Below are 17,226 nucleotides of genomic sequence, written 5' to 3' on the forward strand. Positions count from 1 at the left end.
AATGCCCGCGCCTTCGCGTGAGTACCACTCGATCGGTCAACCGCCCCTGCCCACTCCTCTGCTATCGCACCCCCACTCGAAGCCGCGGCCTCGGTCGTGCGGCGCTACGGGCACAGCCGCCGCCCCGCCCGCGATGGGCACTTGACAGCCTAGCTGCTATATCGCCAGGCTCCATACTGCGTCACTCCATGCCCGCTTCACGGCCGGTGCCCGACGACCGAAAGTCCGAACAGGTGACCTCACGCTATGTCCTGCGCCTGCAGGTGGATCCCGCCGCCGACCCGGCCGGAGTCGGCGACCGGCTGCTTGCCATGGCGCGCAGTGCGCGCGCCGAGGAGATCTGCGTGTTCCTCTTCGGCATGGAATACAACGACGGTCACGACAGCCTCGACCGGATCGACCACTGGTTGACCGCCACGCGTCCCTGGCGCACCATGCTCCGTGCCGAGGGCATCGCGGTGAGCCTCAACCCCGGCCACACCGTCGGCCACAGCGACTGGGCCCGCTCGTTGGCCCCGGACCAGGCATGGCAACGGATGACCGACCAGTCCGGGAAGACCGCCGCCGCCCAGGTGTGCCCTCTGGACCCTGCATGGCGCGCGTACTACGCCGAGACGCTGTGCCGCTACGCAGCCGAGGACGTCGACGCGGTGTGGATCGAGGACGACATCCGGCTGCACAACCACCGGCCTCTGGACTGGGGGGGCTGCTTCTGCGAACTGCACCTGGCCGAGTTCACGCGCCGCACCGGTATCGCCACCACCCGGGAGGAGCTGGTCGCCGCCTGTACCGCACCGGGCGAACCCCACGCATGGCGTGGTCGGTGGCTGGACTTCTGGGATGCCACGCAGCGCGAGCTGCTCACGTCCTGGCGCGACATCCTGGGGGACCGGCTGGGCCTGATGTCCTCGCGCATCGATCAGCACGCCGCCGAAGGGCGCGACTGGTCGGCGTGGCTCGAACTGCCCGGTCTGCACCGCCCGCACTTCTGGGCCTACTCCGACACGGGAGGCACTGAACTGCCTTACGCCTCAATTCAGTTCGACATGCAGCGCTCGGTGCAGCCGGACGCGGTCCGCATCCTTCCGGAGATCGAGTGCTGGCCGTACGGGCAGTGGAACAAGTCGTTCCGGCAGACCGCCGCGCAGATGTCGCTGGCCCATGTGCTCGGCTGTGACGGGCTGGCGATCAGCCTGTACGACTTCCTCGGCAACCACCCGGACGACGAACCGCGCCGGGCGGGCTTCCTCGCCCAGTGGCGCGACACGTTCGACTGGCTCTCCAAGACGTTCCCCAAGTCCTTGCGGACCGTCGGTATCGGCCTTCCATGGTCACAGGCGACCGGCCGGCGGGTCCACACCGAGACGGCTCGCTGGCAGTCGCTCGTCGTGGAGCAGGCCGGATGGGCCGGCCTGCTCGGCGCCACCGGCCATGCGGTGACCGGTCGCGGCGGCGCTAGGGTCAACGCCCTGTCCGGGGACACCGCCTGGGCCTTCGACGACGCCGAACTGCGCGAGTGGCTGAGCGGCGGGCTCCTGCTGGATTCCGTGGCCGCGCGCATCCTCTTCGAACGGGGTTACGGCCCCTTGATCGGTGTGACCTCTGTCCGCTCCGCGCCCGAGGGGTACGTCCGCGAGGTGTGCACGGACCCCGAGTTCTCGTTGCGGCAGGGATGCCTGATCTCCCTCGACGTGGAGAGCTACGACCGCGCGGATCTCACACACGTGGAACACCTTCCGGAGGCACGCGTGGCGAGCGTCGTGCACGATCAACTCGGGCGTGTGACGGGCCCCGGCCTGATCCTCCACAACAACGACCTCGGCGGCCGCATCGCGGTCGTCCCGTGGCCCGCGCACACGGCGGACCACGTACGGATGAACCCGCAGCGAGCTGTCCAGCTCAGTGCCGTCCTCGACTGGATCTCCGACGCGTCCCATGCACGAGCCACGGGCCATCCCTGGTTGGTGACACAAGCACTCACAGATGAGCGCACTTGGTGCGTGGTCATCTGGAACGCGTCTCCGGATGAGGCGGACGACATCCGGGTCCGGCTTCCCGTCGGCATGCCGGAGCCGGCTACGGCCGTCCAGGTCACCGCGCGCGGCACTCGCATTCCCGTGGGCTGGAGAGATGGCCGTGTCATCCTCGAACAGCCCCTGGGCCAGTGGGAGTACGTGGTGCTGAGCACCTAGAACTGACTGATCTGCCCCACCACGGCATCGGCCGACTCAGCCGGTGTCACCATCGAGGCCTTGGCCGCTGCCGACGGATCTCGCTATTTCCTAGGCCCTCTCCATCAGATACCGGACCTCTACGGGACAGACCCATGTCACGGAGACACATACGTGGAGCCATCCCCGGCGTGGCGCCCAACGCCCTCGTCACGACGCCTCCGGCGGGCAGCGACGGGGAATCCCGCTGCGGCCGGGAATACGTCGCGAGCCCGTACGTACTGGCCACTTCACCGCGAGAGAATCGAGCGTTCATGAGACACCTTCTGAGGCATGGCCTGGCCTTCATGTGTTCCCTCATGCTGGTGGCCGGGGCCTCGTCGGCCGCCACCGCGGCGGGCGGTGAGGGCCGCAGGGTTCATCACGTCGACTGCCGGTCGACCGATGGGCCTGCGAACGGGGCACCCGCCCACCCGTGGCACACTCTGGATCAGGTCAACTCCCTCTCCCTCGGCGCCGGTGACCGGCTTCTGTTCGCTCGCGGCTCACGGTGTACGGGCACGCTGACTCCGCAGGGCGCCGGGCGGCCCGGCCATCCGCTCGTCATCGGCGCATACGGCGAGGGGGCCAAGCCGGTGATCGACGGTGCCGGAGCCCCGGACACCGTCCTGCTCCACAACACCGAGTGGGTGGAGGTCTCCGGCCTGGAGATCACCAACGCGGGGAACCCCGCCCACAACAAACGCGGTGTCCACGTTCTGCTCGACGACTACGGCACCGGCACGCACTACCGGTTGACGGATCTCGACATACACGACGTGCTCGGCGACGACACGAAGCACACCGGCGGCTCGGCGGGCATCCTCTTCTCCGTCACCGGCTCCAAGGTGGAGACGCGGTTCGACGACGTCCGCGTGGAGGGCAACACCCTGCGGACCGTGGACCGGGAGGGCATCTACTTCGCGTCCAGCTGGAACAACCGGCCCGCGATCACCGACTACGACCCGACCGGCCCCCGGTGGCTGGCCGCCACCCGTGTCGTCGTCCGCGGCAACACCCTGGAGGACCTGGGCGGCGACGGCATCGTCATGACCGCCACGGACGGCGCTCTGGTGGAGCGGAACACTGTCCGCGGCTTCCAGCGGCGCTCTGCCGGATACAACGCCGGGATCTGGCCGTGGAACGCCGACCACACCGTTTTCCAGTACAACGACGTTTCCGGCGGTGAGACGACTCGAGACGGTATGGCGTACGACGTGGACGAGGGTTCCTTCGGCACGGTGTTCCAGTACAACTACAGCCACGACAACGTCGGCGGCTTCTTCCTCGTCTGCACTGCAGGCGGCACTCTCGGCGACGCGGTGATCCGCTACAACATCAGCCAGAACGACCGGTTCCGGGGCATAGAAACCTGCTCCGGGTCCTTCGACGACGTGCGCTTCCTCAACAACACGATCTACATCGCCCCCGGCATCTCCCAGACCGTCGTGAACGAGAACACCGCCCAACGACACGACATCGCGTTCCGCAACAACGTGGTCGTGAAGGAAGGAGCAGGCACGGCGACATTCACCCTGCGCTCCGGCGGGGTGACTGTGTCGGACAACGTGCTGCACAACGTCACGGGCGCGCCCGCGAATCCGGGTGGAGGCACATCCGATCCGCTGCTGACAGGCCGGGGCACGGCCACGGGGATCGCAGACGCGGGCACGGCGTACGAACTGCACGTGGACTCCCCCGCACTGGGTGCCGGTGCCGCAATCCCCGACATCGGCGACCGCGACTTCTCCGGAAACCCAGTCCTTCCCGGCACGACCCCCAGTATCGGCGCCTACAACGGGCCAGGTGTCGAAGGCGCGCGTCCCACTCCGGTGGAGGCTCCACCGCTCCCCCCACTGCTCTCCAACGGCGGCTTCGAGAACGAACTCACGGGTTGGGCGACACGCAACGCGGCATCCGTCGCCGAGGCCCACGAAGGAACAGGGGCGGCCCGGCTCACCGCACCCGCCGACGGCTTCGCCACGGCGGAACAGTACGTGACGGGCCTACACCCCGCCACACGCTACGTCCTCTCGGCCTGGATCAGGAACGACGGCGGGTCCACGGCTCTGGGCGCCAAGGGCTTCGGAGGAGTCGCCACTTCCGTCTTGGTCTCGGGCATCAAATGGACGCTCGCCTCAGTGGAGTTCACCACCGGCCCATCCGGCAGTACGGCAACGGTCTTCTGCTACCGGGAGCAGCCCGGCACAGCGGTCTGCGACGGCATGGCCCTGCGCGCACTCTGACTGAGCGAAGCCATCGGCCACCGGCTCCCACCCGGCCGGCAGCGGCCTTCCGGCGTGGGGATACGGGATCCGGCGGATTTCCCGACCGGCGGGACCGGGAGTAGGGCCGTGTTCCAGCGGTGAGGCGGCCGCCCGTCGCCACCACCCATCTCCAGTTCAGAGGCAGCCTCCTACCGGGGTCCCCTGCGGTCATCTCCGGAGTTTCACCCCAAGCTGTGACACTTCGTCATCCATTCAGGAGTCGGGTAGGTTCCGACGCCACAAGTGCCTAATATGAGCTCGTGTGTCCAGAACTTCCCCCATACCCCCCGCACGTACTGGGGCTCGCCGTGCAACGCTGACGGCGCTCATGATTGCGTCGTCGGCCGGTCTCGCGATTACCTCTCTCGGCGCCTCCGGGGCGGTGGCGGCTGAGAAGAAGCATCCGATCACGATTGCGGTCACGACCGATCCGGCACTGCCACTGCCGAATGACAACGGCGCGGCGTATATCGCCGAGGTCAAATAGAGCGTGAGCGCTGCGGCGGAGTTGTGGAGCGACGAGTCCGACGGAAACGTCGAGTTCTCGATCGAGGCCACGCGTTGGGTGCCCGGTCTCGGGACGTGCGACGGCGATCGTGGGCACGCCCGTAGCGAGGTGTCAAAGGCCGTCGGCTTCACCGGCGGTCCTCGTAAGCACCTGATCGTGGCAGTCGGCAACTGCACCGGCGGCTCCGCCACGGGCTCGGTGACCAGCGGTCCCGACAGCGGCGGGGCCATCTACGTACCCGGTCTCGGGAGCGGTGGCACCTACGCCCACGAACTCGGGCACAACCTCGGCTTCGGTCACGCCGGCGTGCTCGTCTGCCCAGATGGCATCGTCGACGGCTCGCTGACGGCTGACTGGGGCGAGAAGGGCACATGCAAGGGCTCGGAGTACGGCGACGCGTGGGACGTCCAGGGGGCAACGCGCTCGTGGATGTTCAAACCGCTCTCCAGCCCGAACCGCATCCGGTTGGGCTGGCTCCCTGCGGATCGCTACGAGGTGGTCAAGGGTGCCGGCGTCAACCAGAAGGTGACGATCCGCTCGCGCGACAACGAGTCGGGCCTCGTCGCTGTACAGGCGACAGATCCGACCACTGGGCGCACGTTCTACGTCGAACTGAGCCAACCGGTCGACCGCGACAAGGGCATCGAAGACCCGGACGGACGCATCACCGAAGCAGAGGGAGCGAAGCTTCGACGCGGCTACGGCGTGCGCATCCTGCGCTACGTCGGCAAGGGGACCTCGGCCATGGTCGTGCCCACCGCTGCCGGCAGCGACGGCGTGCGCAACCTGTACTGGTCGGCCGGTGAGACGTTCGAGACCACCGAGGCCGGGCTGCGCATCGAGATCGTCAGTAACGATGGCGGGCAGGCGACGCTGCGGATCGGAACCACGGCCAACGGCGAAGAACCGCTCCGGGCGCCTGCACCGGCGGTCGCCGGTCTCGACGAGGACACCCCCGCCCACGGCGACGCGGGCGACCCGGCCGACACCGCCACCGCAGACCCCGCACCCGCCGCTGATGCGGCGGCCGAGAAGCCGACCGACACAACGACTGAAGCTTCGACGCCCAACCTCGCCTCGTCGGGTACCGATCTCTCGATCGGCGTCCTCGGGCTCGTGCTGGTCTGCGCCGGTGCCGGCGCCTTCATGATCGGCCGGTCACGCCTCGTGCGCACCCGGCGCTGAGCAAGCTACGCGTGAGGGAACGGCCGCAGAAGACGGTGGGCGGCAGCGTGGATCGCGGCTGCCGGCGGACTGTCTGCGGCCGGGGGTCATGAACGACGGCGTCACGGGTTCGCCACCGCCGCCCAATTGAACCCGGTTAGTTCGCCGAAGCGGGCACCCGGAAGGGCCTCCTCTTGACGTGCGGCTCTGCCGGCTGTGCGCAGTCTTCAGTCCTGGGTGAGGACGTTCAGTTCCGCCGCTCCCGCCCACGGCTGACCGTTGACGGAGCTGAGGGCGACGAGCTTGATGAAGCCGCCGGTGCGTCCGCCGAGCGGGACGATCTGCTCGTCGGCACTGTCGGGCCAGGTGCCCTTGGCGACCGGCGCGCCCCAGTTCTGGCCGTCGGCCGAGACGTAGACCTCGTATCCCTTGATCCGGTCGTTGGTGTGATTCTGGCGCGGCAGGTACCTGAAATCCTTCAGTCGGTGGGCGCCGCCGAGGTCGAGTGTGATGTGGTGCGGGTAGTCCGGGGACGAGGCCGACCAGCCGGTGCCCCACCAGGTGGCGGGGTCGCCGTCGAGGGCGTTGACGGCGGGAGTGTCCTCACCCTCGGTCTCCTGGCTGTCGACATCCACGATCTTGATGCGGTCTTGGGGCAGGTAGTCGGGCGGGACCGTACTGACCTCGACGGCGGCCGCGGTCGAGGTCTTCTTCTCACCCGCGGTGTATGACGCCCGGGCGTTCAGGGTGAATGTGCCGGCGGGGATGCCGGCCTTCGGGGTGACCTTCCAGGTCACCTTGGCAGTGGCGCCGGGGGCGACGGAGTCGAGCGTGGCGGAGGTCTCGGGCCGGGCGGTCCAGCCGTCGGGGACGGTCAGTCCGGTCTCGACGGCGGTGGCCGGCGTCGTCTCGCCGTTGGTGAAGGCCACGTCGACGCTGTTGGCGGCGCCGGGCACGAGCTTGCCGGACTTGGGGTGGACGGCGAGCGTTGCGCAGGAGGTGAGGTCGTCCGTCTCGCCCAGATCGGTCACGGTGAAGTCGTCCATCACAAAGTCGGCTTGGTCGGGGGCGCTTCCGACCTTGCGGATGCCGATGTAGTAGTCGCCGCAGTCTCCTGCGGTGAACTCGTGGTTGTAGCGGGCCGTGGTCCGCTGCTGCCCGAAGGGAATCTGTTGCGTCTCGGTCGTCCCGGCACCGGTCGCGTTGAGCCGGTCGTATCCGGTGGACAGGGCGTACTGGCCGGCGATGGCGTTCTGGTAGTCGAAGGTGACACGGTAGCGGTGGCCGGGCTCGAACCGCACGGTCTGCGGGATCGTCCGGTAGACGAGCTGGGCGCCCTCCTCGTGGGACTTCAGCGAGTGGTTCCCGTCGAGGGTCTGGTCAATGAGCTGTCCGTTCCAGCCCGCTTGGGTGTACGGGGCGTGCTTCTCGGAGCGCACGGTACGGATGTTTCCGGGCTCGGTCTGCACGAACGGGCCCCAGCCCTGTTCGTTGTCCTCGAAGTCCCAGTGGGCGACGGCGCCCGCCTGCTCGGACTTGGTGGTGTTGACCACGCGGACGTCGTCGAGCTTGACGGCAGCGTCGCCCGCCGCGGCGTCGACGGTCAGCTGCGCCGTCCGGGCCGTGGCCTTGAAGCGGACCGTCGTACGCTGGAAATAGGTGCCGCTCTTCTCATCGATTCCGACGGCGTCCTTCGCTGTCGACCGGTCGATCCAGTTCCGCGCACCACCGGCGGTCAGTGTCACCTTGCGGGACTTGCCAGGCTGTACCGCGGTCCAGGCGGATGCGGCGTAGCGCTTGCCCGGGACGAGGTCACGCAGGGTCGTGGTGAGTCGGGTGCCGGTGGCGGAGCCGGGGATGACGGCTTCGTACTGGCCGAGTGCGTTGCGCTGGACGGAGGCGGGTCCGTCGGTCTGCCAGCCCTTGAGGGTGCCCGAGTTGAAGCCGGGGTCGGTGACGTGGGAGCCCTGGCCGAAGTCCGGCCGCTGGGTGGTGTCGTGGTCATTGCGGTAGACGGCGTAAGGCTGGTTCTTGGCCGCGTCGATGGTGATCTTCCCGTTCTGGACGGGGAGCGTGGCGGCTTTGGCCCGGCCCTGGTCGGTCAGCTTGTAGAGGGTGACCGACTTCTCGTTCTTCCACTGCTTCGGGACCGGCCAGGTGCTGGTGCCGCCGGCCGGGTTCCAGTGGTAGGCCTTGGCGCCGCTCCAGGGGAGGAGGTAGGAGTTGCCGTCCTGCACCTTGTCGTCGCCGACGAACACCTGACGGCTGCCGGAAGCGTCGGTGACGCGGACGCCGCCGGTGAGTTGCACCTCGTGGTCGGTCCAGCGGGTGATCTGCTGTTGCTGCAGGAACTTGGCGGGAAGGTTCCGGTTCCAGATGTTGGCGTAGAACGCGTTCCAGTCATTCTGGTTGCCCCAGCCCTCCCACTCCTTGATGTTCGCGGAGCCGAGCAGCGGGTTGTCGATCCAGACGTCCTTCTCGCTGTTGCGGATGAACCGGATGACCTGGGAATTGATGCCGCGGTTGGCATCGCCGCCGTAGCTCGGTTCATTGGCCCAGTGTGACCAGAGGGAGGAGCGTTCCATCTTGTCGCCCCACTCGGTGCCGAGCTGCCAGCCCTGTTTGCGCAGTTCGGTCTGGAGGCGGTCGGACTTCCAGCCGTGGCTGTAGTAGACGTCCATGTAGAGGAACTTGAGGTTGGGGTCGGTCTCGTCCCTGAGCTGCTGGAAGCGCTTGGCTATGTCACCGCTGGTGAGATCGCGGCGCTGATCGATGTAGTACGACTGGCCGAGCCAGTCCCAGCCCTTGGCCTTGGCGTCGACCAGCGTGTCGCTGAAAGCCTTGGCCTCCGGGTACGCCTCGGTGGAATTCACGTGGACGCCGAACGAGGCGCCCCATGCCTTGCCCGCCTTCGCGAGGGCGTTGAGGTCCCCCAGCCCGCCGGCCCGGGTGTTGTAGTTGCCGCCGTAGTCGGGGTGGGCGGAGTCGTGGCCCTCCTGGGCGTAGCCCTTGAGGATGGCGAGCTGGCCGAGGCCGTCGGTGGCCAGCGAGATCCGCTTCACGTTGTCGAGTGTCTTGGTGAAGGGGTTGCTCGCGTAGCTCGCGAAGTTGAAGGGGATGTGGGTGACCACACGGCCGGGGGTGTCCTCGGATCCCTCGGCCCGCACTCCGATCGAGCGAAAGGCGATGGCGCCGTCCTGCCAGTCGACCTCGGCGTCGTCGTTGCGGTCGCCGGTGACGACGACCTTCGCCCAGGGAAGCTCCTCGGTGAACGGTGAGCCCGCGGCGCGGTAGGTCCACTGTCCGCTGGAGATTCCGACCTCGGTCGTCCCGTCGGTCTTGACGGCCTGACGCTTCACGCGGGTGTTCTCGCTGGTGGCCTCGTCCTGCACGGAGTTGGTCTCGATCGCGGCAGCGAGCCGGTCCGTGTTGACGACGGCGTACGCCGAGCCCTGCGGGGACGCGTCGGCGGGTGTGTCCTGGGTGACGGCGGTGAAGGTGTCGCCCTTGCCGTTCTTGTCGGGGTCGACGCGGGCGGCGGTGACGTGCGCGCCGGGCTGGTCCCCGCGTACGGAGAGGAGGTTGTGGCCCGGGATGTCGATGGTGTGGACGCGGAAGTCGGCGGTGTCGGTGATCTTGTCGATCCGGAAGGTGACCTGGGAACCCTCGACCGCGATCTCCGCGTCGATCCGGACGCCGTCGAGGTCGGGGAAGGCCAGCTGGTAGCGGACCGTGGCACCGTCGACGCTCGCGCGGCCCGTGGCCCGGTGCGGCATGCCGTTCAGTACCACAGTGTCCAGGTGCGTGGCCCGACCTCCGAGGACGGCGCCGTTCGTCCGGTCGGTGTAGTCGACGATGTAGGGGAACTGCGCTCCGGTGCGCACTCGTAGGCCTGCGGATTCGATGACCAGTGGGGTATCCGCCGAATCCGTTGCCTCGGTCGTCGCGTGCGCCTGCCCCATGACGGCGGGCGACACGGTCAGCACCGCCGCCAGAAGCAGGCCTGCTCGTGAGTATCGTTGCATGAGTACTACTTAGCAGTTAAGCAGCTATGTCCACTAGATCTCGCACACTTCAAGTTCGAGCGGCACTCGGTGACAACTGGCGGCTGAGCCAGTTGTCTTCGGCGTGCACGATCACCAATTCACAGCCAGGCCTTGTTGGTGGCAGCCGTCACCCGCCGGCGCACTGGGGCATCCGAGAGGTGGCGCCGAGCTGAGCAGTTCGGATCGCGGCCGACTTCGCGAAAGGCGATGTAGGTAGCGTTCTTGCGTGAGCCCGCGCGCAGGCGCCGCAGCCGGAGGGCGGAGGAGACGGCGCCTTACCGTACGGAGATGGCCACCCGCATCGGGTATGGCAACTGGGACTCGATCAGTTCTAAGCCGATGACGCTGCGGCCGCCCTCGCTGAAGAGGGTGTCAATGTGGACGTGTTCGGCCTGCTTGGTGGGCCGGTTGGCCCGCGCTGGTCTTCGACACCCTGCAGGAGTGCACGACACTGGCCGACGACCCGGACCTCGAGGCGCACCGCCGACACCGTCCTGGCCGTCCGTGGCATGGGGCCGTGCGCCTGTCGCGCCATGCCCGAAGCGGGCAATCTGCCACTCCCCCGCAAGGCCCTGGAAGTCGACGTCAACGAGACGTCGGCCTGGCTGCGCCCGCCGAAGCCCCTTCTGGGCCGCCCGTCTCCACAGCCGGTCGTGCTGGCCTGCGGCCGCTGGAACGGCTCGCCGCCGACGCCGGAAGCGCCACGGAGATCATGGCTGCGCTGGAGGCAGGGCCGGAACGCTGAAGCTGTTCCCCGCCCGCGTTCACGCCGGCCGTGCTGCGCGTTCCGCTGCAGGCGCCCCGGGCGCCAGTGGTTCCCACCGGCGGCATCAGCGTGGCTTCCGCACCCAAGCGGATCACCGCCGTTGCGGAGGAAAGGGGGAGGCGCCCTCACGTCGAACTCCGAAGGGGCACCCTGCGTGGCGTCCTCGCGTCGGTCGACGCCTCATGCCGGCACGACGGTGGGACGGCGAGGACGGCGGGCATCCGAGGTCGCTTCAGCGAGGGACCACGATCGAGGGCACTGCACCGGAGCAGGTCGAACGCCCGGCAGTAGGCTGATGCCGCCCAGCAGCATCCTCGAAGGAGTCCCGACGTGGCAGTGCGCCGCACCACGCTGTTCGATCAGGTCGCAAGCGAGATCATCACGCTGATCGAGGAGTCCGACCTGAAGCCCGGCGACGAGATCCCGCCGGAGGGCGAACTGGCTGCCCGGTTCGGGGTGAACAGGCTCGCGGTCCGTGAGGCGATCCGGGCCCTGGCCGCGCGGGAGATCCTCGTCTCCAGCCAGGGCCGGCGGGCTCGCGTGAATGTGCCGACCGCACGCGTTTTCGGTCAGATCCTGGGGTTCCGGCTGCGCCAGCAGTCGCTGCGCTTCGAGGATGTGCTGGACGCCCGTGGCGCGGTCGAAGGGGCCATGGCCTCGCGCGCGGCGGTGCGTGTGGGTGCGGGAGCGGCGTCCACGGACGCTGCCACCGCACTGCTGGAGAAGATGGAGGAGGCGGTCGACGACCGCGACCGCTTCGTGGCGCTCGACCTCGCGTTCCACCACGAGATCGCCAGGACGGCCGACAACGGCATCCTGGAGCTCGTTTTGGAGTCCCTCGGTGATGTCCTGACCGAACACCGGCTGGCCAGTTACGACGGCCGTTCCCTCCATGGCGAGAGCCAGCAGGACACGATCACTGCCCACCGCGCAATCCTGGACGCCATCACTGCGGGCGATCCCGAGGGGGCTGTCGCAGCCATGGCGGCACACCTGACGGAGACGGGTGAGGACTTGGAGATCACGCCGTAACGACGCCCTCGCAAGGGCCGGATTCACGGCTTCGCGCAGGCGGTTGGCACGCCCCCGCGAGGCCTCATCCATATCGAATGAACGAGTCATCCCACCCCACCCGAGCATGTTGACAGCTTAGCTGCTAAGCGGCCAATGTGCAGACCACTCGGAGCTGTCCTACTTCAGGGGATGTCGCATGACCAGACGCTTCACCCAGCACGCCGGAGTCGCCGTTGGACTCGTGCTCACTGCCATCGCCCTCACCTCCTGCGGCTCTGGCGGCAGCAGCGAGACCTCCAAGGACAAGGCAGACGGCTCGTCCGTGACGGTGGACTTCTGGGGCTGGGCCCACGGGTACGCCGAGGCGGTCGAGGCCTACAACGCTTCCCACCCCGACGCCAAGGTCACCTTCACCACCACGCCGCCCGGCTCCAAGGGCGGGTACACGAAGATGTTCTCCGCGGTGTAGGCCGGCAACGGACCGTGTCTCGCGCAGATCGGCTACGAGTCACTCCCGAGCTTCATGGTCGAAGGCGCACTGATGGACGTCGCCAAGTACACGGGCGACACCAAATCGCAGTTCGTCGACTGGTCCTGGAACCAAGTCAGGCTCGGCAACGCCGTGTACGGCGTCCCTCTCGACACCGGTCCGATGGCCATGTACTACCGCAAGGACATCTTCGACAAGCACAAGATCCCGGTACCGGCGACCTGGGAAGCGTTCCGCGGCGCCGCCGAGAAGCTCCACAAGGCCGACCCGACGGCGTATGTCGCCAACCTGGCGCCCGGCCCCGACTACAACCTTGCTGGTCTGTCCTGGCAGAACGGTGGGAAGTGGTTCTCGATCGAGGGCGATGCCTGGAAGGTCGACATCGACGGCCCGAAGACCCGGAAGGTCGTGTCGTACTGGCAGGACCTCGCCGACCGCGGGCTCGTCATCAAGGACGAGGCGTTCGGCCCCAAGTTCTTCAAGAACCTCCAGGACGGCAAGGTGGCGACGTGGGTCTCCGCCGTCTGGGCCTCCCCCATTATCCAGGAGAACGCCAAGGCCTCGGCCGGCAAGTGGGCGGTCGCACCCATGCCGCAGTGGACGCCGGGCGGCAAGTCCTACGGCAACGAGGGCGGTTCCAGCACGGCGGTCCTGAAGGGCTGCAAGAACCCGGAGAAGGCGCTGCAGTTCGCCACGTGGCTCGCCACCACGCCGGAGAGCCTGAAGATCCTCATCCCCAAGACCGGTATCTACCCGGCGTCCAAGGCGGGACTTGAAATGCCGGAGGTGAACAAGGCGGAGCCGTTCTTCGGCGGTCAGGAGATCTACGACGTGTTCCGTGAGTCCGCAGCCGGGACCGATACCTCGTGGCAGTGGGGTCCGACCACCACCCAGATGACGGCCGATCTGAACGACTCCTTCGGCAAGGCCCTCACCAGCGGCGGAAGCCTCGGTGACGCTCTGGGCCAGACCCAGAAGAAGACTGTCGCCGGGCTCGAGGCCAAGGGCCTCACCGTCACTGAATAGTCCCCCGCGGGCGGCGCGGATCCTCCCGCGCCGCCCCTCGTGCTGCCTCAAGGAGTGGTGTGAGCCCGGCTAAGGCCCCACACAGGAGAGGCGCGACAGCCGTACTGCTGCTGCCCTTCCTTGCGTTCTTCACCCTCGTCTACCTCGTGCCGATCGGGTACGCGGCCTATCAAAGTCTCTTCCGCACCCAGCGCTCCGGCCTCGGCCTCGCCCCACCGACGACCGTCTTCAGCGGAATCGACAACTACCTCAAGGTCCTGAGCGACAGCGCCTTCCTCACCGGAGTAGGCCGCGTCCTGCTCTCCGGTGCGGTGCAGGTACCGCTGATGCTCGGTTTCGCCCTGCTCCTCGCGCTGCTGCTGGACAGCGGAGCCGCGAGATTTGCCAAGTTCTTCCGTCTGGCCTACTTCCTGCCCTACGCCATCCCCGGAGTCATCGCGGCCATCCTCTGGTCGTTCCAGTACGTGAAGGGCATCAGCCCGCTCCTCGACGGCCTGGCTGCACTGGGCATCGACGCCCCGCTCCTCAAGCCCGGCTGGGTCCTCGCCTCGATCGGCAACATCGTGACCTGGTCCTGGACCGGCTACAACATGCTGGTTCTCTACACCGCGCTGCGGGCGATACCCAAGGAGCTCTACCAGGCCGCCCAGCTCGACGGCTGCGGTGACCTGCGCATCGCCTGGCACATCAAGATCCCGTTGGTGCGGCCCGCACTGATCATGACCGGCGTCTTCTCGATCATCGGCACTCTCCAGCTCTTCAACGAGCCGTCAGTGCTGAAGCCGGTCGCGGCCGGTTCGATCGACACCGGCTACACCCCGAGCATGCTGGCCTACCAGGCAGCCTTCGGCGCGAACGACTACAACATCGCGGCCACCATCGCGGTCGTCCTCGCCCTCACCACGGCAGTGCTCTCCTTCACCTTCCTCAAGCTTTCACAGCGAGGTACGACATCGTGATCCCTCGCCGCCATCAGGTCCTGACCACGGCCCTGCTGTCCGTGGTCGCCTGCTACTTCCTGCTGCCCGTGTGGTGGCTGATCGTCTCGGCCGGCAAGTCCAGCTCGGACCTCTTCGCCACCAACGGCCTGCTCCCGGCAGACGATTTTGCCCTCGCGGACAACGTGCGGGCCGTCTTCACCTGGGACCACGGCATCTTCGCCGACTGGATGGTCCATTCGCTGCTGTACGCGGTGCTCGGCGCCGCCGCCGCCACGCTGCTCTCCGGCGGGGCGGGATACGTCCTGGCGAAGTACGCCTTCCGGGGCCGCGAAGTCGTCTTCTCCGTGATCATCGCGGCGGTACTCGTCCCTATTCCGCTGCTCACGCTGCCGCTCTATCTGGTTTTCGCCGAGCTGCACCTCACCGACACCGTGTGGTCGGTGCTGATACCCAGCGCGGTCAGCCCGTTCGGCGTGTACCTCGCGCGGATCTATGCGGCGGACTCGGTACCCAACGAGATCCTGGAGGCCGCCCGCGTGGACGGCGCGGGCGAGCTGCGCATCTTCTTCCAGATCGTCACCCGGCTCATGTCCCCCGGCCTGGTGACCGTGTTCCTCTTCCAGTTCGTGGCGATCTGGAACAACTTCTTCTTGCCACTTGTGATGCTGTCCGACCACCACAAGTGGCCGGCCATCCTGGGCCTCTTCTACTGGAACAGCCAGCCACTGCAGCTCTACTACAACATCACCATCACCGGCGCGCTGATATCTGTGCTCCCGCTGGTCCTCGCGTTCCTGACCCTGCAGCGCTACTGGCGCTCGGGACTGAGCGCGGGCAGCGGCAAGCTGTAACCCCTCGGCACGGCCGAGGGAGCGGTGGGTCAGCGACGGCGGCGGGCGCCACGTAGTGGCTGCGGGTTCCCCGAGCGGAACCGTGGCCACAGCCTCGGGCAGCAGCGAACGTCGGATTCCGGGATCGCAACACGTGGTCTCGTTGATGAGGCAGGCGCTCGGCTGGGACTCCCAGTCGAGCGCGTTTTACTTGGTCGGCCGTTGAGTTGGGCGGCGACAGCATCGAGGTGCTCGCGCGCGTGGACGGACGGGTCGGTGCCCTTGCGGAAGTACTGGCGGAGCAGTCCTGGTGTCGACTAGACCGGGCCGTCCGTGGCGAGGGTGAAACTGCGGTGGGCGGCCAACTCTGCGCTTTGGCCCCAGGCCAGGGACCGCTTCCAGTGTTGCGAAAGCCTCTGCGGGGAACCGTCTGTGCAGAGCGTGACAGATCTGTTCCGCGCTCCACCGCTCCTCGAGGCCCGCCTGGACGGCGTCCGGCAGTTCGAGGTTCTGACTGATCTTCCGCGGTTTCGGTCGTGGCCTATGGCCAGCGGCCCGGGCCTGGGCGGCGAACGGCCATCATGCCACTGCTTGTGGGTGCGGCGCCGGATCTCCCGGACGTCGCTCTCCGGCAGATGACGCGAGCGCACTTCCACAGCGACGGCTGCGGGCACCCGGTTCCTGGAGAACGGGTGCCCGCTTGGTGCAGACGCGTTCCGGATCGGCGCTTGGCGTCGCCCGGGGGCCGCCAGCGGCCGTAGCAGGTGGGGCCCCACCTGCTAATTGCGCCACTCACGTCCAGTGCGCTCGTTCACACCGACCGCAGCGGATACTTCCTTGATGTATCCGCCTTCACCAGCCGGAAGTAGTCCACCCGCTCACCATGGAGCTTCCTGGGCCCTGTGCCGAACGAACCTTGCCGAGCTCGAAGCCCATCCCCCTTGAGTTGAGGTGATGCGACGATCTCTGGATCCACGAACTGCTCCCTGGGACTGCGGCTTGCCCGCGGAGCAGTGAGCCGATCCGTGCCTCAGTTCCTCAGCAGATGGAGGTCGACCGCGTCGGCCATCGCCTTCATGCCTGCGTCGTTGGGGTGCAGACGATCACCTGAGTCATAGGCCGGATTGAGTGCGGCCGGGCGAGCGGGGTCGCGCGTGGCCTGGTCGAAATCGACGACGCCGTCGAAAGCGCCTTCGGTACGGATCCACGTGTTGACGCTCTGTCGGATCGCCTCGGCCGCAGGCGTGTTGTAACCCCCGTACGCGTTGCCCTCGTTGGGCATCAGGGTCGCACCGATGATCCGGACGCCGACCGCGTGTGCCTCGTCGATCAGGGCAAGGTACCCATCGATGAGGTGCTGGGCCGTGAGTGGAGCACCGTTAGGGTCGGCCCCGCTGCCGATGTCGTTGATGCCTTCGAAAAGGATCACGTACTTGACGCCGGGCTGGTCGAGGGCGTCACTGCGAAAGCGCTTCAGGGCGCTGACGCCCTGCCAGAGGTTGGGAACATCGGTGAGGACACGGTTCCCGCCGATACCTGCGTCGACCACGCTCAGTTTCTGCCCACCCGGCTCGGCGCCCAGTCGGCGTCCGAGAAAGTCGGGCCACCGGCTGTACGTTCCCCTGGAGGAGGCGTAGCCGTCCGTGATCGAGTCACCGAAGGCAACGACAACACCCTCAGCCGTCGGCGACACGATGTCCATTCCCGCCCAGGTAGTACCACGACGTCCTGGTGGTAGCGAACGCGGCCGGGCCGGATGACAGCCTTTGGGGCCCGACCACTGCGGCTGTGGCCGTAGTGGCCTCCGCCGGCGTGGCGAGAGCTAAGAGCGCGCCGACGGACGTCCCGGCGCGGAGCACGCTGCGACGCGTCAACCCGCTGGCACCGACAGTCGGAGGCTGGGAATGGACCCGGGCACGGAGGCGCAGGCGAACACGTTCGGCCTCAACTAATCCGGTGGCGGG

At 67.6% G+C, this 17,226-nt stretch carries 10 protein-coding genes and 3 pseudogenes; 9 read left to right on the forward strand and 4 right to left on the reverse strand.

Annotation, left to right across the window (positions count from 1 at the left end; all coding sequences use genetic code 11):
* Window positions 1-233 precede the first annotated feature (233 nt).
* The 4 genes from OG322_RS01240 to OG322_RS01255 all read left to right on the forward strand — a co-directional run bounded on the left by OG322_RS01240 (window position 234) and on the right by OG322_RS01255 (window position 6,170).
* Window positions 234-2,192 carry a hypothetical protein gene (locus tag OG322_RS01240; protein WP_329305909.1) on the forward strand — a complete coding sequence of 653 codons (1,959 nt, stop codon included), beginning with the start codon at window positions 234-236 and terminating at the stop codon, window positions 2,190-2,192.
* A gap of 293 nt (window positions 2,193-2,485) precedes the next feature.
* Window positions 2,486-4,456 carry a right-handed parallel beta-helix repeat-containing protein gene (locus OG322_RS01245; protein ID WP_329305910.1) on the forward strand — a complete coding sequence of 657 codons (1,971 nt, stop codon included), beginning with the start codon at window positions 2,486-2,488 and terminating at the stop codon, window positions 4,454-4,456.
* A gap of 349 nt (window positions 4,457-4,805) precedes the next feature.
* Window positions 4,806-4,964, forward strand: a complete 159-nt coding sequence (locus tag OG322_RS01250; protein WP_185095515.1) for a hypothetical protein — start codon at window positions 4,806-4,808, stop codon at window positions 4,962-4,964.
* Between the two features lie 177 nt (window positions 4,965-5,141).
* A complete protein-coding gene (locus OG322_RS01255; RefSeq protein WP_329305911.1) occupies window positions 5,142-6,170 on the forward strand; it encodes a hypothetical protein in 1,029 nt (342 codons plus the stop codon).
* Between the two features lie 206 nt (window positions 6,171-6,376).
* Here OG322_RS01255 and OG322_RS01260 read toward each other — a convergent pair whose 3' ends face one another.
* Both OG322_RS01260 and OG322_RS41460 read right to left on the reverse strand, forming a co-directional pair.
* Complete coding sequence (locus tag OG322_RS01260; RefSeq protein WP_329305912.1) at window positions 6,377-10,174, reverse strand: endo-alpha-N-acetylgalactosaminidase family protein; 3,798 nt, start codon at window positions 10,172-10,174, stop codon at window positions 6,377-6,379.
* A gap of 119 nt (window positions 10,175-10,293) precedes the next feature.
* Window positions 10,294-10,458, reverse strand: a pseudogene (locus OG322_RS41460) (hypothetical protein); the annotation flags it as partial.
* 833 nt (window positions 10,459-11,291) lie between these two features.
* On the opposite strand from OG322_RS41460, the gene OG322_RS01265 reads away from it, so the two are divergent.
* The 5 genes and pseudogenes from OG322_RS01265 (at window position 11,292) to OG322_RS01285 (ending at window position 15,283) form a co-directional block, all read left to right on the forward strand.
* Window positions 11,292-11,993 (forward strand): FadR/GntR family transcriptional regulator, encoded by a 702-nt coding sequence (locus tag OG322_RS01265; protein WP_124285832.1) that lies wholly within the window; start codon window positions 11,292-11,294, stop codon window positions 11,991-11,993.
* Window positions 11,994-12,171: 178 nt separating this feature from the next.
* Complete coding sequence (locus OG322_RS01270; protein ID WP_124285831.1) at window positions 12,172-12,444, forward strand: hypothetical protein; 273 nt, start codon at window positions 12,172-12,174, stop codon at window positions 12,442-12,444.
* 12 nt (window positions 12,445-12,456) lie between these two features.
* Window positions 12,457-13,491 (forward strand): annotated as a pseudogene (locus OG322_RS01275) (extracellular solute-binding protein); the annotation flags it as partial.
* 59 nt (window positions 13,492-13,550) lie between these two features.
* The gene (locus OG322_RS01280; RefSeq protein WP_124285829.1) at window positions 13,551-14,450 is read left to right on the forward strand and encodes a carbohydrate ABC transporter permease; all 900 of its coding nucleotides are present in this window, start codon (window positions 13,551-13,553) and stop codon (window positions 14,448-14,450) included.
* Window positions 14,447-15,283, forward strand: coding sequence for a carbohydrate ABC transporter permease (locus OG322_RS01285; protein WP_329305913.1), 837 nt, complete (start codon window positions 14,447-14,449; stop codon window positions 15,281-15,283). Before OG322_RS01280 ends, OG322_RS01285 begins: the two co-directional genes overlap by 4 nt.
* A 164-nt stretch (window positions 15,284-15,447) precedes the next feature.
* Here the strand turns inward: OG322_RS01285 and OG322_RS41465 are convergent.
* Both OG322_RS41465 and OG322_RS01290 read right to left on the reverse strand, forming a co-directional pair.
* Window positions 15,448-15,894 (reverse strand): annotated as a pseudogene (locus OG322_RS41465) (hypothetical protein); the annotation flags it as partial.
* A gap of 398 nt (window positions 15,895-16,292) precedes the next feature.
* Window positions 16,293-16,964: an SGNH/GDSL hydrolase family protein gene (locus OG322_RS01290; protein WP_260146944.1), complete on the reverse strand. Its 672-nt coding sequence runs from the start codon at window positions 16,962-16,964 to the stop codon at window positions 16,293-16,295.
* Window positions 16,965-17,226 lie beyond the last annotated feature (262 nt).

It is taken from the genome of Streptomyces sp. NBC_01260 (assembly GCF_036226405.1).
In the GTDB taxonomy this organism is placed as follows: domain Bacteria; phylum Actinomycetota; class Actinomycetes; order Streptomycetales; family Streptomycetaceae; genus Streptomyces; species Streptomyces laculatispora.